The following is a 25,149-nucleotide window of genomic DNA, read 5'->3' on the forward strand; positions in this document are numbered from 1 at the left end:
ATGGTAATAGATTTTGACAAATTACCCGATGAATCCAGGATCTGGATCTACCAGGCGAACAGGAAACTTTCGGATGAGGAAGTTTCCGCCATAGAAATTAAGGCTGCTGAGTTCCTGTCGCAATGGACAGCTCACGGAGCCGATCTGGAAGCCGGTTTTGAAGTTCGTTACAATCGTTTCATTGTGATCGGACTTAACCAGGCTAATGCCTCAGCTTCCGGTTGTAGTATAGATGCGTCTGTTCGTTTTATACAATCAATAGAAAAAGATCTCACTGTAGACCTTTTAGATAAGATGAATGTTACTTTTTACAATGGTAAGTTCATCGCACATAAGTCCCTTGCCGATTTTAAAAAAATGGCCAAGGCACGTTCAGTATCCCCAAACACTGTGGTTTTCAACAATTTAGTGAATACAAAAGCCGAATATAAAGAACACTGGGAAGTGCCTGCAAAGGACAGCTGGCACAGTCGTTTTTTAGCATAGTTTTTGTTACTTTCGACATATGATGAAAAGACTGCTCGTAACCTCACTTATCGCGCTCTCATTCCTGTATTCTTACGGGCAGCAAATCAACCCACTGATAGATAAAGACGATTTCGAGAATCAGAAGAAGTGGGTAGATAGTATCTACAACAAAATGTCGCTCCAGGAAAAGATAGGTCAGTTATTTATGACCGTCGTATTCTCCAGCGATTCCAAAGCTGTAAATGACAAGACGCGCAAGTTAATTTCAGATAATTATATCGGAGGGGTCATCTTTTCCAAAGGAGGTCCCATGCGACAGGCGAAACTCAATAATGAGTTCCAGGAACTTTCCGAAGTGCCTCTTATGATAGGCATGGACGCTGAATGGGGCCTGGGAATGCGACTCGATTCTACCTATTCCTATCCGTGGAATATGACACTTGGAGCCATAACGGATAATTCCATTGTTGAGAAGGTAGGACAACGCATAGGAGTACACTCCAAACGACTGGGTGTTCATATCAATTTTGCACCGGTAGTCGATATCAATACCAATCCAAAGAACCCTATCATCGGAAATCGATCGTTCGGGGAAGATAAGGAGAACGTTAGCATGAAAGCTTTGGCTTTTATGAAAGGCATGCAGAACGCTGGAGTACTAGCAAACGCGAAACACTTTCCCGGGCATGGAGACACCGATACGGATTCTCACAAAACCCTGCCTACCATAAATTTCACCAAAGAAAGAATCGATAGTGTCGAATTGTATCCCTACAGACAACTTATCAGTCAGGGTTTGAGCAGCGTGATGGTTGCACATCTCAATGTACCTTCCATGGAAAAACGGGATGGTTTTCCCTCTTCCATCTCTGAAGATATTGTAACGGCAACGCTTAAAGGTGAACTCGGTTTTAATGGGCTGATATTCACAGATGCCCTCAATATGAAAGGTGCCTCTAATTTCAGTGAGCCTGGTGAGATCGATCTTGCGGCATTTCTGGCGGGTAATGATGTATTACTTATTTCTGAAGACATTCCGAAAGCCCAGGAAATGTTAGTGAATGCTTACCGGGAAGAGGTAATTACCGAAGAGCGCCTCGCTCATTCAGTAAAAAAAATATTATATGCCAAATACCTGGTAGGACTTAACGAATACAAACCGGTTAACTCAAATTACCTGTATGAAGACCTTAATTCGGTAGTCGATGACGCCCTCTACGAGCTCGCTATGGAGCAGGCACTAACTGTTATCAAAAATGATGAAGGAGTACTGCCGATCAAAGATCTTCATGATAAAAAAATCGCCTATGTGAATTTAGGTGATGACGATGGAAGGCCTTTCCTGAACCAGCTTAGAAAGTACGCGGCAATTGATTGGGTGAAGGCTAAAACGCTGGATAGTTATCTTCAGAAACTAAAAAAATATGACTATGTGATCATCGGTTTTCATAAATCGAATGCAAATCCCTGGAAGGACTACAAATTCACCGATAAGGAATTGGTTTGGTTGTATGAGATCGCCAGAACGAATACGGTGATACTGGATATTTTTGCCAGGCCCTACGCCATGCTGGACATAAATGCTCCCGGTAATCTCAACGGAGTTATTATGTCTTATCAAAACAGTAAAGTCGCCCAGGAATTATCCGCCCAATTGATCTTTGGGGCTCGTGAAGCCAATGGTAAACTTCCTGTTTCACTTGGAAAAGACTTTCCCTTGAATACAAGATTTCAGACAAAATCGTTACGCCGACTCCAATACGGAACCCCTGAAAGCGTTGGAGTGAACAGCTATAAGCTCAGGAAGATCGACTCCCTGGCCAAAATTGGACTTTGGGGTGATATGATGCCTGGTGCCCAGATCCTGGTTGCAAGAAAGGGTAAAGTGATCTACGATAAGAATTTTGGTCATCATACCCAGAACAGAAAACTCAGGGTACGATCCGATGATGTGTACGATGTAGCTTCTCTTACTAAGATACTGGCAACTCTTCCCATGATGATGTCACTGGTAGACCGGGACATCGTGAATATGGATAGTAAACTTTCGGAAATGCTTCCTGAATACAAAGGTTCGAACAAGGCGAACATCAACTTAAGAGACATGCTTTCTCATTACGCCCGTTTGCGAGCATGGATACCTTTTTATGTCCAAACACTGGATACGGTAACAAAAAAGCCTAGTTCAAAGTATTATTCTTCGAAGAAGTCGGATGAGTTTAGCATCCAGGTAGCGAATGATATGTATATGCGGAAAGACTACAAGGACAGTATATACGATGCCATTAAAGAAAGTGATCTACGTAAACGACTTAGTTATAAATACAGCGACCTTCCTTTTTATATTCTGAAAAAATACCTGGAGGATTTCTACGGAACTTCCCTGGACCGAATTACCCAAAGAGATCTGTACGGTCCGCTTGGTGCAAATTATAGCACGTATAATCCACTCAGGAAGTTTTCAAAAGATGATATTGTCCCAACCGAAGAAGACAATTACTTCCGAATGCAGAAAGTTCATGGATACGTTCATGACCAGGGAGCGGCTATGTTAGGTGGTGTAAGTGGCCATGCAGGCTTGTTCAGCAATTCGAATGATGTCGCCAAGATCATGCAGATGTACCTATGGAAAGGGTATTACGGAGGTAAACGTTATTTCAAACCCGAAACCCTGGACCTCTTCAATACATGCTATTATTGCGATGAAGATGTAAGGAGAGGCGTAGGTTTCGACAAACCACAACTAGGGGATGTAGGTCCAACCTGTGGGTGTGTTTCCATGACCAGTTTCGGACATAGTGGATTTACGGGTACATTTACCTGGGCAGATCCAGAACAAGAGATCGTATATGTATTCTTGTCTAACAGGACCTATCCTTCTGCAGATAACAGAAAACTCATTGGAAGTGATCTGCGAAGTAAGATACAAGAGGCTATTTATGAAGCCATTGATTATACCTTAGAACAATAATATGAAGATCGCGATAGTATGTTATCCAACATTTGGAGGAAGTGGAGTAGTTGCCACGGAACTTGGCATTGCACTAACCGAACACGGCCATGAGGTGCATTTTATCACCTACAAGCAGCCGGTTCGACTAGAGCTCATTTCTCACCATATTCATTTTCATGAGGTTTCGGTAAATGAATACCCTTTATTTCATTACCAGCCCTACGAATTAGCCCTGTCCAGTAAACTTGTGAATGTGGTAAAACAGTACAAGATCGACTTGTTACATGTACACTACGCGATTCCGCATGCGTATGCAGGTTATATGGCAAAGAAGATGCTACAGGCCGAAGGGATCAGTATACCCATGGTTACCACACTGCACGGTACAGATATAACCCTGGTAGGAAATCATCCTTTCTACAAACCCGCTGTAACCTTCAGTATAAATAAAAGCGATATAGTGACTTCCGTTTCTGAAAGTCTGAAAGAAGACACTCTAAATCTATTCGATATCACTAACGAGATCATCGTTGTACCTAACTTCATAGATGTAGAAAAACATGTAAATCCGTATACAGAATGTCAGCGGGATCTAATGGCCGAACCACATGAACGGATCATTACTCACATCAGTAATTTACGTCCGGTAAAACGCGTACAGGATGTGATAGAGGTTTTCGACAGGATAAATAACCAGATCCCTTCCAGGCTATTGATTGTAGGTGAAGGCCCTGAAAAGGAGTCATGTGAAAAACTATGTAAGGTTAAAGGAATAGAGGACAAGGTAGCTTTCCTGGGAAATAGTAATGAGGTAGATAAGATATTATGCTTCTCAGACCTGTTCTTATTACCTTCTGAAAAGGAAAGTTTCGGTCTGGCTGCTCTTGAAGCCATGGCTAGCGGTGTCCCGGTAGTTTCCACTAATACCGGGGGTCTGCCTGAAGTGAATGTTCAGGGCGTAAGCGGTTACCTAAGTGAAGTTGGCGATATTGAAGACATGGCGGCTAAGGGAATTTCTATTCTTTCTTCGGAAGAAACCCTGGCTAAATTCAAAAAACAAGCGAAGGAGGAGGCTGCTAGATTTGACACCAAAATGATCGTGCCGCTTTACGAGGCAGTCTACGAAAAGGCCCTGGAACTAGTGTCATAAAAATGTAATACAATCTGTCAATCTGAACTCCTGTACTGAGCGCCCGCCTGAACGGAACGGGCGGGCAGTCGAAGTATGATTCAGATTTTCATTTCATTCAGGACAGCTTGATATCGTCCAGGAATTTGTTCGAGAATACCTTCTGCATCCTAGGTGACAACAATTGCGCCCTGAGCTGCTTCCATTTATTCACATCGTTTCCGAACATATGATTCGCCAGCCCGGGATGATCCCACTTGGCGTTCTTACCCCAATGAATCGTAAATGGAATATTGTTCTGTTTCAAAGCATTGATCATTCTCTCTGAATATTCCTCAAGGCTTATCAGGCCATCAGATTCCTTCCATTGGATTCCATCGATCTCAATCATACAGGTAAACGGAAATTTTGTGCAAGCCAGCATAGCCTGGGATTGTTTTACAAAACGCATTGCAAAGATCCCGGGAATAGGACCATCATCTACAGTTACCTTCGACAGCACCTTGAGGGCCTTTTCCGAGTGGGTATGATCTACGCCAAAGGAACACGCAAATGCTCTTCCCTTGTACTGCGCATCCCAGAAAATCTCCCAGAGTTTACCCATGACGGGTTTATTCTCTTTAGGCATAATACTGTTCTTCAGTAAATTAATTAAGGCAGGTATTGAACCAGGCACCTTCTCGGCAAATTTGATTAGCGTATTGATAAGATCAGTGTAAATGAACTGGGCCATATTAGGTACCGGATCCTCGTAGATATCCTTATAGTTTGGGAAATAGTCCCTTTTGTAAATGAATTCCACGGGCAAGGTTGCCTCATCATTGTATTGGTTGATGTACACTTTGAAGTGATATGGACGTACACCCCGATAGTCCGGAGGGTTGGGATCCAGGGGATTTACTGGAAAATGTGGGTCGAAATTGCCAAAATTCAAAGTGTTTGCAAGCTTAAGCGCTGTCTCCTTCTTTATTTTTCTCACACATCTATGCAACAGATACATATCTTCAGCCTCCAGCACAACACCGTGAATAAAACCCATAGATCCCAGACCAACGAGTGCAGCATTGAAAAGCTCATCATCCCGAATTATCTTGCACTTGAAGTTCTCAATATAATCATCGTTTAGTGCAGGTTTAGAGGCACGTTCCAGGTAAATTACATCTTCGGGTTTAGTACCGGTAATGAGATTGAGACCAATCACATAGTCCTGAACCGATCCCACATCAACAGCAGCCCCATGCACGCCGGTTGAGATACAGCCGGCAATTGTTTGTCCGTTACTCGCTCCATGCGTCTTTAAAGATTTCTGTTTTTTCTGAAGTGCCAGCGAAATCTCCTTAATCACGTTTCCACATTGAAATAAGAAGACATTCTCACTCTTGTAGGGCGAATTCGCATGAATATCTTTATCCCGAACCGCGAATTTTAAATTTAATCTAGGGGTGTAATGCATTCGGTCCTTACAGTGCGCTATGCTTGAGAGTGACCATTTTGAACCCATAGGCCGAAATCGTTCATTGGCATTATCCGCCAGCCTGATCAATCTCCTGATTTCGGTGGCCGCGGCATTATAGCTCTCAAATTTTGAGAGATCCCGGTTCAACTTGGTATCGTGGAATAATTTTAGACTAAACGGACCATTCTTATGAAGCGTGTTCCACCTTTGCCTGTTTTGCGTATTTGTACTCGCCATGCTATTAGTTTTAAAAATCGGTGCTTCCCTCTTTGGTGCAGACGTATCTAATTTTTACCTCTTTATTCCTACCTAAAGTGATCACGTAAAGAAGCAGTCCTCCAAAAGTTGTCTTGTATTCAATGGTGTTCAATGACCCGGATTCACAGTCTTTGATAGTGAAAAAATCGTTTCCTTGAAGCATTTTACGATTCACAACCATTTTCTTTTCACGAAACAACTGTCCGGCCAGCGGATCTTCAGAATCACTGTCTTCAGTTTCCGGAACTCCATTATGAACCTGAAACCTAACGGTGTAACAGGAACTCAGAGATGCGATTAGAAGACAGCAAATGCAATATTTTAATAATCTCATATTATCAATTTATAGATGCAAAATACTGATATACAGCATATAAAGAAAGAGGGTTTTTCCTGAATTTACACCAATAAAAAACCCTTCTCAGTGCACTGGAAGGGCTTTAAAGGATATATTTTTTCTATCAGAACTGATACCGCACACCAAGGGCAATATCAAAATCAACGTCGTCTCGATAATCTCCGAAACCAAATTCGGGCCTGAAATCGAGGGATAATAAAAGTGGAATATCAAAATTGTATTCGATCCCTATGTCGCCCGCCGCGAACAGGAATGTCTCATCATCGGGGTCACCGATAAAATCATCATCAAAACTCACCTGCCCAGCACCGCCTCCGGCACCAGCATACCAGTTGAAATTACCGTCCAGCACCCATACCCATTGATAGAGAGCCACAGCTTTTACAGCCGTCACTTTGTTGCTATTGCGCCAACCAAGACCCAATTCGAGACGGTTATTTTCTCCAAGTCCGAGCTGGTAATTCACTTCTGTCCCAAATCCATCGCTATCTCCTAGTCGAAGTCCTAGGGCGTGTTTCGAGATTCGCTGAGCATTCATAGATACTGAAATCAGTGTGATCGTTACTAATGTGAGCAAGAGTCTTTTCATAGAAAGTAGATTAAGATTATTTCAAAATTACATAAAGAAGTTATTGTATCAATTAACGATTCGAAAACTTATTAATTGTTTTTCAACGCTCAATTTGAAGTGATATTGACAGGGTTTATTACCTTTACTCTTTACTCCTATGAAGGCTAAACTAGCGGCATTTCAGTATAAATTTAAAGGTGAGTTCCATTATGATGAACTGCATCGAAAATTATATGCTACAGATGCCTCGGTTTACAGAAAACTTCCTCTTGCCGTAGCCTTTCCCAGGACTTCTGAAGACATTAAGCATCTCATCCGTTTCGCTACCGAAAACAATACCTCGCTGGTTCCCAGGACTGCCGGAACCTCACTGGCCGGGCAATGTGTAGGGGAGGGCATCATCGTGGATGTATCCCGGTATTTCACAGAAATCGTGGCGCTGGATAAAGAGAAAAAGACCGTCACTGTGCAACCCGGGGTAATTCGTGACGAGTTGAATGCTTTTTTAGAGCCTCACGGACTGTATTTCGGGCCAAATACTTCAACGTCGAATCGATGTATGATCGGCGGTATGGTCGGTAACAATAGTAGCGGAACTACCAGCATCAGGTATGGTGTGACTCGGGATAAGGTGGTTCGGTTAAAAACGATCTTGTCTAATGGTGAAGAAGTTGAATTCAAGGCACTTTCAAAAGAGGCCTTTATTACCAAGACCTTAGATCCTTCTTTGGAGGGGAGTATACACGGACTATTGCATGCCGAGTTAAATTCCGAAGCAATTAAAAGGGAGATCCGTGATCAGTTTCCGAAACCAGCAATACACAGGCGAAATACAGGTTACGCCCTGGATGCGCTTATTGAATCTTCTGTTTTTTCTGAAACAGACAAAGAAATAAATCTATGCGAACTCCTTACCGGAAGTGAAGGTACGCTTGCGTTTACTACTGAAATAACCCTCAAACTGGACGATCTTCCACCGCCTGAGGCAGCTCTGATCGCTGCTCAATACGAAAGTTTAGCAGGTTGCTTGAAAGATGTTGTTGCTGCTATGGATCATGAGCTGTATACCTGTGAATTGATGGACGACATCATCCTGGATTGTACACGCTCGAATAAAAAATACGAATCCTATCGCTGGTTCGTGGAAGATAATCCAAAAGCACTTCTAATGCTTGAGCTTCGCGATAATACGGAAGAGGATTTAAATAATAGGGTAGAAGCACTGCTCAAAACCCTGAATTCTTCCGGACGTAGTTACAGCAGGCCTGTGTTGAAAGGAGAGGGTATTCACCAGGCATTGGAGTTAAGAAAGGCTGGCCTTGGATTATTGGGGAATATGGTAGGCGATAAAAAGGCAGTAGCTTGTATTGAAGACACTGCTGTGACATTAGATGACCTTCCTTCCTATATCGAAGAATTTGAGGCTCTAATGGCTTCTTACGGACAAAAAGCCGTGTATTACGCCCATGCCGGGGCAGGAGAACTTCACTTAAGACCTATTTTAAATCTGAAAACGAGTGAAGGAGTCGATTATTTCAGGAAGATCACCACGGACGTTGCCAAACTGGTGAAGAAATACAATGGTTCATTTTCAGGGGAACACGGCGATGGCATAGTACGGGGTGAGTTTTTACCTTTTCTTATAGGCGACGCAAATTATGAATTACTTCGGAAGGTAAAACAGGTGTTCGATCCGAACAATGTTTTCAATCCCGGGAAGATCATCGATCCATGGAAGATGGATGAATCGCTGAGATACGAGGTGGACAGGGCAGAATCAGTGGTGCCAACCTTCATGGATTTTGATGACACTGAAGGAATTCTGCGCCTGGCCGAAAACTGCAACGGTAGTGGTGATTGTAGGAAAACCGAGAACGCATCAGGGATGATGTGTCCAAGTTATCACGCCACCAGAGATGAGAAGGACAGCACAAGAGGCCGCGCAAATGTGCTTCGGGAGGTACTTACTAATTCTCAAAACACTAATAAATTTAATTCCGCCGCCTTAAAAGACGCCATGGACCTATGTCTCAGTTGTAAGGCCTGTGCCAGCGAATGTCCCAGTAATGTGAACATAGCCGCTGTTAAGTCGGAATTTCTATATCAATACAACAAATCCAATAAGGTATCTTTCTCTAATAAACTCTTCGCAAAGAGCAGCACTTATAATCGCAGGGCTTCTAAAGTACCAAAGCTGGCAAACTGGATTTTCAGAAATAAGATCACGTCGGGAATTCTTAAAAAATTAGGCAAGATCGCCCCAGAACGAGAGATTCCACAAATCTCAACTAAATGTTTCAGTAAAGAATTTCAAAGTAAACAATATCAGGATGTTACGAATTCAACTGAAGTATTATTATTTGTTGATGAATTCAGCAACTATCTAGATGCTGAGATTGCAAAAGATGCTTTTGAATTGTTGGAACAACTTGGGTATAAGGTGGCTATTATTTCACATTTAGACAGTGCCAGGGCGTTGTTATCAAAAGGGTTTTTGGAAGAAGCAAAAACTGAGATCGACAAAAACGTCTCTTTTCTCAAAGGGAAGGTCACTTCCGAAACAGCACTCATTGGCATTGAACCTTCTGCAATTCTCGGATTCAGGGATGAGTTCCTGCGATTGGCATCGGATATCGAATCTGCAAAGGAAATTTCAGAAAACAGTTTCCTGATCGAGGAGTTTCTCGCTTCAGAAATAGAAAATGGCAAGATCTCTTCGGAACAATTTACTTCAGATGAGAAGGATGTAAAGATCCATGTTCACTGTCATCAGAAGGCATTGAGTAATCAGAAAGTGACTTTTGATATTCTGAATCTACCCGTGAATTATAAACCCCGCATCATTCCTTCGGGCTGCTGTGGTATGGCGGGCAGCTTTGGGTACGAAAAGGAACATTACAAGCTGAGTATGAAGATTGGCTCGCTGAAATTGTTTCCTGCAGTTTCAAAAAGTCCGACAGAAACCATTATTGCTGCGAATGGCACCAGTTGCAGGCATCAGATCAAGGATGGAACAGGTAGAACGGCGCTGCATCCCATCACCATCCTCAGAAATGCTTTAAAATGATCAAAGAGTGGTAAAGGCCGATAGCAGATCCGGCAGGTCTTCATCCTCGTCCATTTCTATCTTAAGGTCAGGAGCGAGGTAAGTGTCCTTATCCCCGTGATGATACAGCCTCCATTGTTCGTTATTATACTCGAGAGCCGTAAGATTCTCCACCCAGTCGCCACTGTTCATGTACGTGCATGTACCATTCTCATTCGAAACCTCCTTGATCACCGGTTGGTGAATATGACCACAAACCACATAATCATACTCATTGTGAATGGCCAGTTCCGCAGCGGTTTCCTCAAAGTTGGATATAAACTTCACGGCACCTTTTACCGAGTTCTTGATCTTTTTGGAAAGGGAGTACTTTTCTTTCCCAAGTCCCACAAGGACAAAGTTTACAACAAGGTTGATACGAATTAGCAGATCGTAACCCCAACCACCTAATTTCGCCAGCCATTTGGCGTGTTGAATTGAAGCATCGAAGACGTCACCATGGAAAAACCAGGCTTTTTTACCATCTAATCCGAGGACTAACTTATCCATGATGTATATATTCCCCATCTTGGTATCACTGAACTTCCGAAGTTTTTCATCGTGATTACCTGTGAGGTAGTATACCATGGTTCCCTTTGCCGCCAGAGAAATAATTTTCTTGATTACCTGAAGATGGGCTTTAGGAAAATAGCGCTTCCTGAATTGCCATATATCGAAGATATCCCCGTTGAGAATAAGCTTTTTAGGCTTGACGGAATTAAGGTATTGAAGTACCTCTTTCGCATGACAGCCGTAGGTCCCCAAATGGACATCCGAAATAACGACTATTTCTACCTTTCTCTTCAACACGGTGATTTGGGATACAAAGGTTTTCTTATTCGCCAGAAAACAGATTAATTGAATGTTACTAATAGATAGTCAAAATGTTATCGTTGCCAGTCTAGTTTAAAAGAATCGTAAACACATTTATTTTTTTAATATTCATGCGTAACCGCTACATTTGTTGAAAACAGTACATGGCAGGTAATTCCTTCGGAAGCGTTTTTAAACTTACTACATTTGGTGAGTCACATGGTGAAGCCATCGGAGGGATCATAGACGGCTGCCCTGCAGGCCTGGAGGTTGACATGGATGCCATTCAGCGTGAAATGCAGCGCAGAAAACCGGGACAATCGGCCATAGTTACCCAGCGAAAAGAAGAAGACGAAGTACAATTCCTTTCTGGAATATTCGAAGGGAAGACGACAGGAACACCCATTGGTTTTGTTATTCAGAATACCAACCAAAAATCCAGGGATTATTCTCATATCAAAGATACGTACAGACCTTCCCACGCCGACTACACCTACGATAAAAAATATGGCATTCGCGATTACCGTGGAGGAGGCAGATCTTCTGCCAGGGAAACGGCATGTAGAGTTGTAGCAGGAGCCCTTGCCAAACAATTACTGAATCAAATTTCAATTACTGCCTATGTTTCCGCCGTTGGAGAAATGAGCCTGGACAAACCCTATACAGACCTGGACTTTTCAGAAATAGAAAAGAACCCGGTACGGACGGCTGACGCAGAAATGGCAAAGGAAATGGAGGCCTATATCAAACAGATCCGCAAAGAAGGTGATACTGTTGGAGGAATGATCACTTGTGTGATTCAAAATGTTCCTGTTGGGCTGGGTGAGCCAGTTTTTTATAAACTTCACGCACAACTAGGAAAAGCCATGCTATCCATCAACGCGGTTAAAGGCTTTGAATACGGTAGCGGATTTTCAGGAACACGTTTGAAAGGAAGCGAACACAACGATAGCTTTAACAAGGACGGAACTACTCAAACCAATCATAGTGGCGGTGTACAAGGAGGTATAAGTAACGGAGCCGATATTTATTTCAACGTGGCTTTTAAGCCCGTGGCAACCATTATGCAATCCCAAACCACTATAGATTCGAAGGGCAATAGCGTTAAAATGCAGGGAAAGGGAAGACATGACCCATGTGTGGTTCCTAGAGCCGTACCCATCGTGGAGGCCATGGCGGCACTTGTTTTAGCTGATTTCTGGCTTTTAAACCGACTTTCAAAAATTTAATCGAACAAACTCAATATGAAAAAATTAGCGCTGCATTGGAAGATTCTTATCGGAATGTTATTAGGGCTCGTCTTCGGGTTTATTATGCTCCAGGTCTCCTGGGGTCCGGGATTTGTTGAGGATTGGGTGAAGTGGTTAGGAACCATTTTTATCAAACTCTTAAAGCTCATAGCTATTCCTTTGATCCTGGCTTCGCTAATTAAAGGTATTTCCGATCTGAAGGATATTTCGAAATTCAGCAGCATTGGATTGCGCACCATAGTGACCTACGTTTTTACTACGGTTATAGCGATTACAATTGGGTTATTACTTGTGAATGTGCTTCAGCCGGGCGATGGTGTTTCTGAAGAGACCATTGCCAAACTAACGGAAACCTATGCTGGTGACAGCGGCGTTCAGTCGAAGATCGCGGAAGCGACTCGGCAAAAAGAGAGTGGCCCATTGCAGTTTTTAGTTGATATGGTGCCAGACAATGCCATTAAATCTATGAGTGAGAATAAACTCATGCTCCAGGTAATCGTTTTTGCCATATTCCTGGGCATTTCACTGCTTCTCATCGGTGAAAAACGCGCCAAACCAATGAAGGAACTTTTCGATTCCCTGAACGATGTGGTGCTAAAGATGGTAGATCTTATCATGTTATTCGCCCCTTATGCAGTATTTTCACTTTTAGCGAACGTTGTGGTTACCAGTGGTGATCCGGATCTTTTATACGCACTTCTAAAATATGCAGGTACCGTGGTGCTAGGCTTGATAATGATGATAGGCTTCTATCTCACGGTTGTTGGCGTATTTGTAAAAAAGAATCCATTCTGGTTCCTGAAAGAAATAAGCCCTGCTCAATTACTTGCATTTTCAACCAGCTCCAGTGCCGCAACACTCCCTGTAACTATGGAAAGAGTGGAAGAGCATATTGGTGTTGACAAGGAGGTAAGTAGTTTTGTGCTCCCCGTAGGAGCCACGATCAATATGGATGGAACTAGCCTGTACCAGGCTGTAGCCGCGGTCTTTATATCCCAGGCCCTCGCATTCGATCTTACCTTTGCAGATCAGCTTACCATCGTATTAACAGCTCTATTGGCATCTATAGGCTCGGCAGCTGTACCAGGTGCTGGTATGGTTATGTTAGTAATCGTACTTGAATCCATAGGTTTCCCTGCAGATCGCTTTCCAATTGCACTCGCCCTGATCTTTGCGGTAGACAGGCCGCTTGACATGTGCCGAACGGTTATCAATGTAACCGGTGATGCGACAGTATCAATGGTGGTAGCCAAAACAGTTGGGAAACTGGGCGACCCGCGTGTAGAGGATTGGGATAAACACTACGAAGAAGTGAAATAAGCTTCGATGCCGTGTATTCATGAATTTGGCGGAAAGACAGGCCTTGCTTTCATGAAATATTGGAATCACTAAACCTAATCCGCTGTTTTTCAGCGACTAATTTTATAGTATTGTCTTCGAGATGAAATTAGTCCATGATGTTACGTTTAATCTTTTGTAGTTTTCTTTTCATATGTACAGGGATGTTTAGCCAGGTGGGTATCAATACAACATCGCCCAGCCCGGCATCTATCCTTGAAATCAGCAGTACTCAGGACAACATTCATTTCGGTGGTTTAATGCCTCCCAGGGTTCCTACCATAGCTAACAGGAATTCAATTGGTCCTTCGTTCTCTGATATTGGATTGCTAGTTTTCGTTGATGAGGTTCAGTGTTTACAGGTATGGAACGGAACAACCTGGGAGGATATTCACTGCCTCAACGAAGTGAACCTTCTAGGAGTTTATCAAAACTTCGATTTAAATACAAGCTGGGGCTATACTTCTGATGTTCCGTTTTTCGATAATGGGACGGACGGATATTTTGGAGTAACCGATAATTCTAACGGTGGATTCAGCAACCTCACTACGCTTACAAACCAGTTCCTGGGAATTTTGGATCTTGATGACGAAGGTGTTAACGGCACCTCCGGTTTTGCTACCATTACCTTCAACACCATAGATATTTCAGGTGCTCCCGCAGGTGGCACTCTATCTTTTTCATACGAATTCTTTGAATTCGACACAGGGGATGATGCCTTCTATACCGTCACTATTGACGGGGTCCCACAGGCAGAAGTGCAACTCATAAACGGGCTTTCAAACTTATCCCTATCTGGAAATGTAACAGTGCCGATCCCACCGGGAACCAGCACTGTTGGATTGAGTATTAGAATTCGCCAGGACGGCGCCAGTGACTTTGCTGGATTCGATAATTTCGCAATTATCCCAAATTGATATTAGCCTTCCTTGTGAATTTCGACCTGGTGCGGATATGGAATTTCAATTCCGGCGGCATCGAGTTCGTCTTTAATGGTAGCGATCAAATTGAACTGTACAGGCCAGAAATCTTCATTTTTTACCGAACAACGCACAGCGAAATCCACCGAACTATCACCGAGGCCGGATACTTCTACCAGGGGAGGTGGGTCTGATAATACATTATCCTGCTTCTGAATAGCACCCATTAAAACTTCTTTAGTCTGCTTTATATCGGCATCGTAAGAAACGCCGATCGTTAGAAATATCTTTTGAAATCCTTCAGCGGTATAGTTGGTTATGGTTCCGTTAGACAAAGCACCGTTCGGAATAATCACCAGCCGGTTCTGAGGCGTAAGCAACTTTGTTGTAAAAATCTCTATTTCTTTCACACTCCCCAGTTCGCCTTGAGCATTAATGACATCTCCAACCTTGAAGGGCCTGAATAACATTATAAGAACACCTCCTGCAAAATTGGACAGGGATCCTTGTAAAGCTAAACCCACAGCGAGACCCGCCGCACCGAGAACTGCTATGAATGAAGTGGATTCTATACCTAACTGACTCAAGACCGCAATGAATAACATTATCTTGAGTATCCATCCTACAAGATTCGCAAGAAACCGCTGAAGCGTCTCCTCCATATCCCTTTTTCTAAGAGCTTTTCGGATACCTCTAGTTATTATCTTGATCACCCATAAACCTATGAGTAACAGGGCAAGAGCTGCAAGAATTCTTGGACCGTATTCGAATATAAGATCCTTAGCTATTTGTAGATATTTTTCTGAATTTTCCATCGTCGTTATTTTATAGTTTCGAAATTAAAAAATTGTTAGTAGAACCGCATTATTAATCCGCCATATTTACCATTAATTTTCGCTCAAGGACCAACTTTTTAAGAGTAAGCGCCGCAATGTATTCCCCTGAAATATTTGTTGTGGATAAGTAAATAGATTTGCTATATTTATTTTCTTAAATAAACCAACATGAACGTTTGCTTTATAATGTATCCATGGGAAGACATGGACCCGGACAATGACACCACTTTGGCCATGATCCACGAGTTTGTTAAACGCGGACATGGAATGGCCATTACCACTCCTGCTAACCTCACCATTCGAGATAGCGTTGCCTACGCTTTTTGCAAATGTGTGGTTCGCGCTGAAAAGATCAGTAAATCGCTGAAATCTTTCCACGGGAATACAAAATTCTATGATGAAATGCTTCCGCTGGCCGGTTTCGATGTGATCATTCTAAGAAGTAACCCACCGTTAGACATGATCATGCTGAACTTCCTGGATAGCGTGAAGGATGATGTGTTTATAATGAACGACCTGGACGGGATCCGAAGAGCAAATAACAAATTGTATACCGCTGTATTCGAAGATGAAGAGAATGAGATCATTCCTCGTACTCACGTGACCAAGAACAAGGAGTATCTTAAAAAAGTGATCAAAGAAGGTCCGGACAAAATGATACTTAAACCACTCAATGGATTTGGTGGCTCCGGTGTTATTCTTATTGAAAAGAGGGCGATGAAAAGTATTAATTCATTGCTGGATTTTTATATAGACAACAAGGATGGCACTAGCAATTATGTAATCCTGCAGGATTATATTGAAGGTGCCGACCAGGGGGATGTGCGTATCTTAATGCTGAATGGACAGCCTATTGGCGCCATGCGTCGCGTACCTGGTGATGAAGATCACCGAAGCAATGTAAGTGCAGGTGGTAGCGTTCAAAAACACAGCTTAACAAAACACGAAAAGGAACTTTGCCGAAGGATTGGTCCGAAATTAGTTAAAGACGGACTCTACTTTGTGGGTATCGATGTGATAGGCGGTAAGTTGGTAGAGGTGAATGTAATGTCACCAGGCGGAATCACCTACATGAACAAAGTTTATAAAACCAGGGTTCAGGAGAAGGTGATCGATTTTGTTGAGGACAAGGTACTCGAAAGGGTCACTGCCTTCGAACGCCGTCAGAAACTCAGAAAACACGTTAGTGAAGCCTAATGATCCGATTATCAGTTTCAGAAATAATAGAAAAGATCGGGAATGAAGAGATCTTTGAAGCGGTAGCAGAGGATTATTCATTTACGTTGAAGATAGACGAGTACGTTCCCTATGCCTGTGGAGCGGTTCACGATGGCCATCAATTCCGAAGAGAACTTTGGGATAATTGTCTTCATACAACCTACGAACGCTGGTTTGAAGAAGATCCCTGTACGAAAGAATTCGTTAAGTCGCACCCCATCGTAATTGCCGGCTGTGACAGCAGGTTCGAATACGATCTCAATCGCGATCCTGATAACGCTATCTACGACGATGCCTGGGGAAAGAAACTCTGGAGAGAGCCACTTTCAGAAGAAATGAAGGCCAAGAGCCTCGAAAAGCACAACGCTTTCTATTCTGTAGTTCACGCCTTGATCGCTAAGCTTGAGCAAAAATTCGGGACCATTGTGGTGTACGATATGCACAGTTATAATTGGCGCCGATGGGATAGGGAAGTGCCGGTAATTAATTTAGGAACTTCTAATATAGATAACGGGCGCTTCGGACCTAGTGTAGAAGAATGGCGCGAATCGTTATCCGAACTGAAATTACCTCATGGGATTACATCGACTTCCAACATTAACGATACCTTTTTCGGAAATGGGTATTTTCTGAAATATATTACCAAAACCTTTAAAAATACCTTAGTTTTGGCAACCGAATTCAAGAAGATTTACTGCGACGAGATGAATATGATCGTCTTTCCTGAAGTAGTTGCCGCCATTGAAGAGCAACTCCGAAGTAAATTGAAGAAACACGCCAAGGCGTTTTATAAGGAACACAATTAATTTATGCCGTTAACCGAAACGATAATCGCTAACCATCCTAACGTGGTTAGGATCGATACGAATTTGAACAAATTGGTCAAGAAGATCGAATTGCTCAATTATATCAATCCAACCAATATAGAACAGGAGAAGCGAAACTTCTTTTCATCCAAATACAACATAAACCCAAGATTCCATTATAGAAAAGTCGATTTTGATGCCCATAAACTCCAGCAGGAATTGTTTTCCCAGGACATCGATAGCATCAAAGACGAAGAAACACGAAATTTTTACCGGGATGTGATCTACGACTACTCCGGATTGATCCAATGTATCGAAGCGATAGGGAAGGGCAGTAAGTTCTATTTCAATTCACTAAAATCCTTTGGAACGCCTACTGAAAAAGATGTAGATAATGCCAAATTCATTCTTCATTTCGAAGATGAGGAATACGATCAGGAGATGTTCCCTGTTTTTAACGCCACCGAAGCAGCCGACTATTTCCAGGAATTCACCAAGCGCTACGATTTTAAGTTCAACTTAAAATATTCCACCAAGCTTTCTGCAGCCGCCATGGTTCAGAATAGTACACAGACACTTGTGATCAAGAAGAACCATCGTTATAGTGCCAACCAGCTAAAGGTACTGGCCAACCACGAAATCGGGGTTCATATGGTGACCACCTTCAACGGCATGGCACAACCGCTGAAGATCTTCCACAATGGATTCCCCAAGAACCTTGAAACCCAGGAAGGCCTGGCAGTGTTTAGTGAATATATGAGCGGTTGCCTTACGTTATACCGTCTAAAGGAACTTTCCTATCGTGTAATTGCCACCGACAGCCTTAGAAAAGGATTCGATTTCTGTGCTACATTCGACCTACTGCATAACCAGTACAAACTGAATAGGGAAGAGGCCTATACCATCTCGCTTCGTGCGCACCGTGGCGGGGGATTCACCAAGGACTTCCTTTATCTCACAGGTTTAAAGAAGATCTATGACGCCTATCACAGTGGAGAAAAAATGGATCCTTTGCTTTCAGGAAAAGTTACTTTCGAGTACAGGTCGATCGTGAATCGCTGGAGGGAAATGGGCCTTTCCGAAGAGAATCAATACGAAAACTACGCCTTCAATACAAACGAGAACAACAACTCCAAGCTGGAATTCATTCTTCAGAATTTAAAGTAAAAGCTAGATAAATTTGTTCTTCAGTTCGGGTGTTGGAATCATGCAACTTTCTTTCTTGCCAAACCACTTATAGCGATACTTCGCAATGATATCGTACACAAAATCACGAATGAATTTTGGGAAGATAAGGAATCCGTGAAGTAATGGCCACATTCCCTTGAGGTACAGTGCGATGCGCAATGCCGCTGTTGATTTTACATACGCCTTGCCATTATCGATGAGTATGATGGAATCGATCTTTTTTGTATCTATCCCATATTGCTTTATAATGGTCCTTCCGGTTTCCTCCTGAAGTGATGTAAAACGGAAACGATCGTCTTTATCTTTACCGATCATAAAGATAACCGCACCATTACAAAGGTTACAGACTCCGTCAAAGAGTACTATTTTATGGTTTTCCGCTTCCTTCATTATACTTTTTCCAGCTCATCCATCGATACATCTGCCGTGAACATTCCATAGTTGACAATCGCGTTATTCTTCTCTATGGAATCGATGGTGCCAACTGCCCTGCCATCGATCATACGCACGCGATCTCCAATCTTTAACGCCACCTTTGGTTTTGGCGGCGGTGCTTTCTTTGCTTCTTCTTTTTCCTTTTTCTTCTTTTGACGGATTACCTTTACTTTCTTTTCAACTTCCTCCTCCAACTTTTTCTTTTTGGCCTTGACAACCCGTTTCTTTTTAGGATGTATCTTCTTACGCTTGCTGTTTTCGATCATCACAAGCTTTACCAGCTCATCTATGAGTTCCCTTTTCTTTTTGTTGTTGAAGTAGCGCTCTGCCAGGGTATTCACCTTTTTACCGAGGGTGAGCATCTTCACATTACTGTCGAACAATTCCTGGTAGCTCTCAAGTTTCTGCTGCAGTTTATCGTTGATCTCCTGCAGCTGCTGAGTTTCTTCCCGTGCTTTCTTTTCGGTGGTTTCCAGGGAAGCAGCGGTTTTTCTAACCTTCGAACGCTCTTTCTGAAGATTCGCAATGGTCCTGTCGAAACGAATCTTACCACGCTCGATCTTCTTCTTTGCCCTGTTTATCAAGCTATAAGGAATCCCGTTTTTCTGTGCCACTTCAAAAGTAAAACTACTTCCTGCCTCTCCAAGGTGCAACTTAAACATAGGCTCCAGGCTTCTGCTATCGAACTGCATATTTGCGTTCACTGCATAGGGAAGTTCGTTTGCGAGCAGCTTCAGGTTGGTATAGTGGGTGGTAATTATTCCGAAGGCCTCACGCTCGTAAAAAACTTCCAGGAAGGTTTCAGCCAGCGCGCCACCTAGTTCAGGATCACTTCCCGTACCAAACTCATCAATAAGAAAAAGAGTATCCTTTTTGCATTTTTTCAGGAACTGATTCATCTTTTTGAGTCGGTAGCTATAGGTACTCAGATGATTCTCTATCGATTGATTGTCACCAATATCCGTTAGTATTCTTCCAAAAGTACAGCACTCACTCATTGGATCGATAGGGACCAACATTCCGGACTGAAGCATCAGCTGTACAAGCCCAACTGTTTTTAAGGTGATACTTTTTCCGCCTGCATTCGGACCACTAATTACAATGATTCGCTTTTCAGGATCAAGATGAATGGTTTGAGGATAGGTTTTGGCCTTTATTTTTTTGTTCGAAACTAACAGCAACGGGTGGAAGGCGTCTATTAAATGGAGTTGACGTTCTTTTGTTAGCACCGGAAGATTTCCTCCGATCTCAGCTGCATACCTCGCCTTGGCATAAAGGGCGTCTATGTAAGATAGGTAATCCTGGTAACTGCCCAAAGTTTCCCGAAACGGACGAATAAATTCTGTTAGTTCCTTTAGTATCTTCTTGATCTCTTCAAGTTCCTCATACAAAAGATTACTCAGTTCATTGGCAAACTCAAGTGTATCCTGGGGCTCAATGTACACTATGCTCCCGGTTCGTGATTGCCCCATTACCGTGCCGCGTACTTTTTTCCTATGCATGGCCTTAACGGCAAGCACCCGCCTGTTATCTACTATCGTCTCACGTATCTCATCCAGTAATTCCGACTTAGCATAACGGGTCAAAGCTCTTTTGAATGAAGAATTGATCTGTCCTTTGACCACGGTGAGTCGTTTTCGGATTGCGTTCAGTTCCTGGGATGCGGTATTCTTTACTTCGCCATATCGATCTATCACCGCATTGATCTGATCAGAAATATCCTTGTTGTAGCTTACTTCCGAAGAGAATTCATCAAGACCTGAATAAAATTCCTTGTATTTTCTGAAAAAAGCCAGTAGGTCCCTCGTGGTATTACACAAGGAATTCAAACGCCTGAAGGATCCTATCTCCAATAAACTGTTTTCAATATTGAGAAGATGAAGTTCCCTGGAGATATCGTCGAAACCGTGATTTGGAATTCGATTATCACTATCAAACGAAGCACTGAACTCCTTAACCCTGTGCAATTCCGGAGCGATCTCTTCGCTGTCTTTAAAAGGCTCTATTGCCATGACAGCCGCCTTCCCGGGTTCCGTAATGCAGAAGTCGGATACTTGTTGTAATACGGTGGGGAATTCTAAATCCTGTAATGTTTTTTTATCGATGCGAACCATTCGGTAATAATGCTGTAATTTTAGCTCAGGGTTCACAAAAATACGCATAATGGACGTAAATATTGAAGAAAGCTGGAAGCATCAACTCTCCGACGAATTCAGTAAGGAATACTTTCAAAAACTGAGTGCGTTTGTAAAGGAAGAATATAGGAATGGACGTTGTTATCCACCTGGCGGACGAATCTTTGCGGCATTCGATCACACACCATTCGACAAAGTGAGAGTGGTGATCCTTGGGCAGGATCCCTATCACGGACCGGGACAGGCAAACGGATTGTGCTTTTCCGTTCAGGAAGGAATTGCTAAACCTCCGTCACTTCAGAACATATTCCGTGAACTTTGTGATGATCTGCAGTTATCTGAACCGGCAAACGGCGACCTGGAACCCTGGGCAGATCGGGGAGTGCTATTGCTGAACGCTACCCTAACGGTTCGAGCCCACCAGGCGGGAAGTCATCAGAATAAGGGTTGGGAACAATTTACGGATAGTGTGATACAAATCTTATCGGAGAAACAGGAACATCTGGTATTCCTTCTCTGGGGAGGGTATGCAAAGAAAAAAGGAGCCCGTATTGATCGGTCGAAACACCTGGTACTTACCAGTGGCCATCCCTCGCCATTAAGTGCAAACCGAGGCTTGTGGTTTGGAAATAAGCATTTCAGTAAAACAAATGATTACCTTAAGGAAATAGGAAATGAGCCAATAAATTGGCAGTTATAAAGGTGAGAGGAGGTTGTTTCTATTCTTCTTCCGGGGTTTCCGGATCAGTAACATCGTTGCAGCTAAACTGCAGTAACAAGAAGTTTGTCACTAGTAAGGCCCCCAATATGATTAAAAAAGTTGTCATAACTTACTATTTACTCTAGTAAGATACCTGGGTTATAAAAGGGTTGCGTTACTTGATTAAAAAAATAAGCTAGTAGTTAATTCTGATCGTACTAAAAAGTGAACAATATCTTCTCGGGAGGGACAATTGAGTCGATCAATTCCAGGTGCAACAAGGTTTCCTGGATACGCTGGACTTGAGACGCATTGAGGTTTTCCTGACTCCACTCTGTGATGGACAGCCACTCTCTTACATCTTCCAATTCCTGGTTATAACGATTTGCGATCATCCTGTCAATACTGGGAATATTTTTAAAATCTGCAGTAGTTTCATTGATAATGTCGAGAATTGTTTTTACCGAATCCAGGTCGTTCTCAAGGACATCATTCCGAACGGCGATCACAAAACAAGGCCAGGGGGTAGGACATTCACCTACACGACGAAAGGGACCATGATCCACATAGGGCTTGGTAGTGAACTTTTCCCACATGAAATAGTCGCCATTGCCTTCCGGCAGTCCTTTTAACGCCCCTTCCAGGTTAGCGATCACTTCGAAATCGAGGTCCTTTTCAGCATCCCAGCCCAGGTTTTCAGCGTTCACATAAGCCATGAGATGTGAGCCAGAACCAAACCTGCTAATAGCGGCTGTTTTACCTTTCAATTCTTCCACCGTTTGAAATTCTGAGTTCTTCGCCACATGTATACCCCAAACCAAAGGCGACTGAACGAATATCTGAACCACAGAGCAATCATTTCCATTACAGATATCGCGAATGATGCCTTCGGTAAGGATCACAGCCATGTCTATTTCCTTTTCTCTTAGTGCTTTGGCCATTGCACCCGTTCCGCCGTAATAGTCTTTCCAGCGAAGGTTTATACCTTTTTTGGTGTAGGATTTATCGCGAAGTGTCAGGTACCAGGGTAGGTTAAAATGTTCGGGGACACCCCCAATATGGAAATTCTTCATTGCACCAGTATATCTAAGGTTTTTGTAATCAGTCTTTCAATCGCCTTGTGTGGGTTTACACTAAAAGTACCATTTGCCCGGTTTGCCAGGATGATATTGAGCGATAGCGCTTTATGCCCCAACATTTTAGACATACCGTAGATGGCGGCAGTCTCCATTTCCAGGTTTGTGATCTTCTGCCCACGGTGTTCGAAGGAAGCGATCTTAGCATTCATATCGGCATCGTGCAGGGGAAGTCGTATCACTCTACCCTGTGGCCCATAGAATCCCACATTGGTGGTTGTGATTCCTGGCCGGATATCTTCAGAAGAAAACCTGGCCAAGAGCCCTTCATCCGCATGAACCACATAGGGTTTCGAATTATCGGGATTCCATTTCGTATGTGAGATAAAGGCATTGGCAAAATCGTGATCGAGGAACTCCATATCACCTCCGTAGAAATGCAACAAATTATCGAACCCTATCCCAATAGTACCGGACACTATGCTATCGACTTCCACATCCGGCTGAAGACCTCCGGATGTTCCTACACGGATAATTTCAAGTGATCTCAAATCCCTTTTAACAGATCTATTCTTGAGATCGATGTTCACAAGGGCATCCAGCTCGTTACAGACAATATCAATGTTGTCCGGGCCTATTCCCGTGGAAAGCACAGTGAGTCGTTTTCCTTTGTAAGTACCCGTATGCGAACGGAATTCGCGGTGCTGTTTTATAACTTCCATTGTGTCGAAACGCGCGGATATCAAATTTACCCTGTCCGGATCACCAACAGTTATCACCGTATCGGCCAGGTCTTCGGGTAAAAGATGTAAATGATAAATACTTCCGTCGGGGTTAAGTATTAATTCAGATTCAGCTATTCTCATCCGCCAACCCTTTTCACTTTGAATCCTTTGTCTTTAAGGAATTCCATTATCCGGTCCCTGTAATCACCCTGAATGATGATCTGTTCGTTCTTAAAGCTACCCCCAACGCTTAACAACCGCTTTAGTTCCTTTGCCAATTGTTTAAAATCTGAGGGAGCACCAGTGTATCCTTCAATAATGGTGATAGGCTTTCCTTTGCGCTTTTCGTATTTGCAGATCAGCGGATCGTCCTGCAGCCACACGGTAGGTTTTTCTTTTTTTTCGGGTATGTCCGAAGGAACGTGGTCCGGGAATAAGTTCTTAAGCTGGTCCTCTAAATCCATTATTTTTTAATTAGTCCGATCTCAACAAGACGCTGGTGTAAAAACTCGCCAGCGGTAATATCTTCATAGGCTTTCGGTTGATCTGCATCGATACATTCCTCCAGGCAATTTAACTTCATATCACTTCGCGGATGCATGAAAAAAGGTATGGAGTATCGAGGGGTGTCCCACTGATCTCGTGGCGGATTGGCAACGCGGTGAATGGTTGAGCGCAGTTTGTTGTTCGTAAGTCGTTCCAGCATATCTCCAACATTGATCACAAGTTCGTCCTCTTCCGGAATGGCATCGATCCATTTTCCATCCTTTCTAAGTACCTGGAGACCTCCGGTGGAAGCACCCATCAGTAGCGTAATAAGATTGATATCACCATGTGCTCCAGCTCTTACAGCACCTTTGGGTTCCTCGGTGATAGGAGGGTAGTGGATAGGACGTAATATGCTGTTGCCATTGGATGCCCAGTGATCGAAGTAATGCTCGTCCAAACCTATGTATAAGGCCAGGGCTCTAAGCACGTAAATACCCGTCTTTTCCAGCATGCGATAGGCTTCCATTCCTACATTGTTGAAATTCGGAAGTTCCCGTACCTGGACATTTTCGGGATAAGCTTCGGGTAGATTGGCATCCTCGTCAGGTTCTTGTCCGAAATGCCAAAACTCCTTCAAATCGCCTTCTTTCTTACCTTTAGCGTGTTCTTTTCCGAAGGAAACATAGCCACGCTGCCCCCCTAATCCAGGGATTTCATACTCAAGTTTGGTTTCAACAGGTAGAGCGAAAAAGGCTTTTACCTCCTTGTACAGTTCATCCACAAGGGCATCACTTAGGAAGTGATTCTTAAGTGATACAAAACCTATTTCTTCATAGGCTCGCCCAATTTCATCAACAAACTTCTGCTTTCGTTGGGGATCATCCGAGAGGAAATCGGCAAGATCGACGCTGGGTATATTGTTCATTACGTTGTTTTTTCTGA

The 25,149-nt window shown here is 43.1% G+C and carries 22 protein-coding genes; 11 read left to right on the forward strand and 11 right to left on the reverse strand.

The window, feature by feature from the left end:
• From J1N09_RS05870 to bshA, 3 genes are read left to right on the forward strand one after another with little or no spacing between them, the layout of a single operon-like run.
• On the forward strand, window positions 1–486 hold the full coding sequence (locus tag J1N09_RS05870; RefSeq protein WP_265198880.1) for an ABC transporter ATPase: 486 nt from the start codon (window positions 1–3) through the stop codon (window positions 484–486).
• Between the two features lie 22 nt (window positions 487–508).
• A complete protein-coding gene (locus J1N09_RS05875; protein ID WP_265199178.1) occupies window positions 509–3,439 on the forward strand; it encodes a glycoside hydrolase family 3 N-terminal domain-containing protein in 2,931 nt (976 codons plus the stop codon).
• 1 nt (window position 3,440) lies between these two features.
• A complete protein-coding gene (gene bshA, locus J1N09_RS05880) occupies window positions 3,441–4,571 on the forward strand; it encodes an N-acetyl-alpha-D-glucosaminyl L-malate synthase BshA (RefSeq protein ID WP_265198881.1) in 1,131 nt (376 codons plus the stop codon).
• A gap of 97 nt (window positions 4,572–4,668) precedes the next feature.
• Here the strand turns inward: bshA and J1N09_RS05885 are convergent, their stop codons facing one another.
• The 3 genes from J1N09_RS05885 to J1N09_RS05895 form a co-directional block, all read right to left on the reverse strand.
• Window positions 4,669–6,243 (reverse strand): FAD-binding protein, encoded by a 1,575-nt coding sequence (locus J1N09_RS05885; protein WP_265198883.1) that lies wholly within the window; start codon window positions 6,241–6,243, stop codon window positions 4,669–4,671.
• A gap of 10 nt (window positions 6,244–6,253) precedes the next feature.
• A complete protein-coding gene (locus tag J1N09_RS05890) occupies window positions 6,254–6,598 on the reverse strand; it encodes a hypothetical protein (protein WP_265198885.1) in 345 nt (114 codons plus the stop codon).
• Between the two features lie 127 nt (window positions 6,599–6,725).
• Window positions 6,726–7,211 carry a hypothetical protein gene (locus tag J1N09_RS05895; RefSeq protein WP_265198887.1) on the reverse strand — a complete coding sequence of 162 codons (486 nt, stop codon included), beginning with the start codon at window positions 7,209–7,211 and terminating at the stop codon, window positions 6,726–6,728.
• Between the two features lie 139 nt (window positions 7,212–7,350).
• Here J1N09_RS05895 and J1N09_RS05900 point away from each other — a divergent pair, with 139 nt between their 5' ends.
• The gene (locus J1N09_RS05900) at window positions 7,351–10,260 is read left to right on the forward strand and encodes an FAD-binding and (Fe-S)-binding domain-containing protein (RefSeq protein ID WP_265198890.1); all 2,910 of its coding nucleotides are present in this window, start codon (window positions 7,351–7,353) and stop codon (window positions 10,258–10,260) included.
• Here J1N09_RS05900 and J1N09_RS05905 read toward each other — a convergent pair whose 3' ends face one another.
• Window positions 10,261–11,088 (reverse strand): UDP-2,3-diacylglucosamine diphosphatase, encoded by an 828-nt coding sequence (locus J1N09_RS05905; protein WP_265198892.1) that lies wholly within the window; start codon window positions 11,086–11,088, stop codon window positions 10,261–10,263. It lies immediately after the preceding gene.
• A gap of 167 nt (window positions 11,089–11,255) precedes the next feature.
• On the opposite strand from J1N09_RS05905, the gene aroC reads away from it, so the two are divergent.
• The 3 genes from aroC to J1N09_RS05920 all read left to right on the forward strand — a co-directional run bounded on the left by aroC (window position 11,256) and on the right by J1N09_RS05920 (window position 14,596).
• Complete coding sequence (aroC, locus tag J1N09_RS05910) at window positions 11,256–12,320, forward strand: chorismate synthase (protein WP_265198893.1); 1,065 nt, start codon at window positions 11,256–11,258, stop codon at window positions 12,318–12,320.
• Window positions 12,321–12,335: 15 nt separating this feature from the next.
• Complete coding sequence (locus tag J1N09_RS05915; protein WP_265198895.1) at window positions 12,336–13,661, forward strand: dicarboxylate/amino acid:cation symporter; 1,326 nt, start codon at window positions 12,336–12,338, stop codon at window positions 13,659–13,661.
• Window positions 13,662–13,795: 134 nt separating this feature from the next.
• Window positions 13,796–14,596, forward strand: a complete 801-nt coding sequence (locus J1N09_RS05920) for a hypothetical protein (RefSeq protein ID WP_265198896.1) — start codon at window positions 13,796–13,798, stop codon at window positions 14,594–14,596.
• Between the two features lie 2 nt (window positions 14,597–14,598).
• Here J1N09_RS05920 and J1N09_RS05925 read toward each other — a convergent pair whose 3' ends face one another.
• A complete protein-coding gene (locus J1N09_RS05925) occupies window positions 14,599–15,414 on the reverse strand; it encodes a mechanosensitive ion channel family protein (RefSeq protein WP_265198897.1) in 816 nt (271 codons plus the stop codon).
• A gap of 189 nt (window positions 15,415–15,603) precedes the next feature.
• Here J1N09_RS05925 and gshB point away from each other — a divergent pair, with 189 nt between their 5' ends.
• Genes gshB through J1N09_RS05940 form a run of 3 tightly spaced genes read left to right on the forward strand, consistent with a single transcriptional unit; the run spans window position 15,604 to window position 18,626 of the window.
• Window positions 15,604–16,632, forward strand: a complete 1,029-nt coding sequence (gene gshB, locus J1N09_RS05930; RefSeq protein ID WP_265198899.1) for a glutathione synthase — start codon at window positions 15,604–15,606, stop codon at window positions 16,630–16,632.
• Window positions 16,632–17,459, forward strand: coding sequence for an N-formylglutamate amidohydrolase (locus J1N09_RS05935; protein ID WP_265198901.1), 828 nt, complete (start codon window positions 16,632–16,634; stop codon window positions 17,457–17,459). The genes gshB and J1N09_RS05935 overlap by 1 nt, the downstream gene beginning before the upstream one ends.
• A 3-nt stretch (window positions 17,460–17,462) precedes the next feature.
• A complete protein-coding gene (locus J1N09_RS05940; RefSeq protein ID WP_265198902.1) occupies window positions 17,463–18,626 on the forward strand; it encodes a flavohemoglobin expression-modulating QEGLA motif protein in 1,164 nt (387 codons plus the stop codon).
• Between the two features lie 3 nt (window positions 18,627–18,629).
• Here the strand turns inward: J1N09_RS05940 and J1N09_RS05945 are convergent, their stop codons facing one another.
• Window positions 18,630–19,037 carry a thiol-disulfide oxidoreductase DCC family protein gene (locus J1N09_RS05945; protein ID WP_265198904.1) on the reverse strand — a complete coding sequence of 136 codons (408 nt, stop codon included), beginning with the start codon at window positions 19,035–19,037 and terminating at the stop codon, window positions 18,630–18,632.
• Window positions 19,037–21,196 (reverse strand): endonuclease MutS2, encoded by a 2,160-nt coding sequence (locus tag J1N09_RS05950; protein ID WP_265199181.1) that lies wholly within the window; start codon window positions 21,194–21,196, stop codon window positions 19,037–19,039. Before J1N09_RS05950 ends, J1N09_RS05945 begins: the two co-directional genes overlap by 1 nt.
• Before the next feature lie 49 nt (window positions 21,197–21,245).
• On the opposite strand from J1N09_RS05950, the gene ung reads away from it, so the two are divergent.
• Window positions 21,246–21,917, forward strand: a complete 672-nt coding sequence (ung, locus tag J1N09_RS05955; protein WP_265198905.1) for a uracil-DNA glycosylase — start codon at window positions 21,246–21,248, stop codon at window positions 21,915–21,917.
• Between the two features lie 218 nt (window positions 21,918–22,135).
• Here ung and J1N09_RS05960 read toward each other — a convergent pair whose 3' ends face one another.
• From J1N09_RS05960 to J1N09_RS05975, 4 genes are read right to left on the reverse strand one after another with little or no spacing between them, the layout of a single operon-like run.
• Window positions 22,136–22,990 carry a substrate-binding domain-containing protein gene (locus J1N09_RS05960; RefSeq protein WP_265198907.1) on the reverse strand — a complete coding sequence of 285 codons (855 nt, stop codon included), beginning with the start codon at window positions 22,988–22,990 and terminating at the stop codon, window positions 22,136–22,138.
• Complete coding sequence (locus J1N09_RS05965) at window positions 22,987–23,859, reverse strand: nucleoside phosphorylase (protein WP_265198908.1); 873 nt, start codon at window positions 23,857–23,859, stop codon at window positions 22,987–22,989. Before J1N09_RS05965 ends, J1N09_RS05960 begins: the two co-directional genes overlap by 4 nt.
• Entirely contained in the window at window positions 23,856–24,182 is a 327-nt protein-coding gene (locus J1N09_RS05970) for a translation initiation factor (RefSeq protein ID WP_265198909.1), read from the reverse strand. The genes J1N09_RS05965 and J1N09_RS05970 overlap by 4 nt, the downstream gene beginning before the upstream one ends.
• A complete protein-coding gene (locus J1N09_RS05975; protein ID WP_265198910.1) occupies window positions 24,182–25,132 on the reverse strand; it encodes an isopenicillin N synthase family dioxygenase in 951 nt (316 codons plus the stop codon). The genes J1N09_RS05970 and J1N09_RS05975 overlap by 1 nt, the downstream gene beginning before the upstream one ends.
• Window positions 25,133–25,149: the final 17 nt, after the last annotated feature.

This window comes from Aureitalea sp. L0-47 (assembly GCF_026126405.1).
Classification (GTDB): domain Bacteria; phylum Bacteroidota; class Bacteroidia; order Flavobacteriales; family Flavobacteriaceae; genus Pukyongia.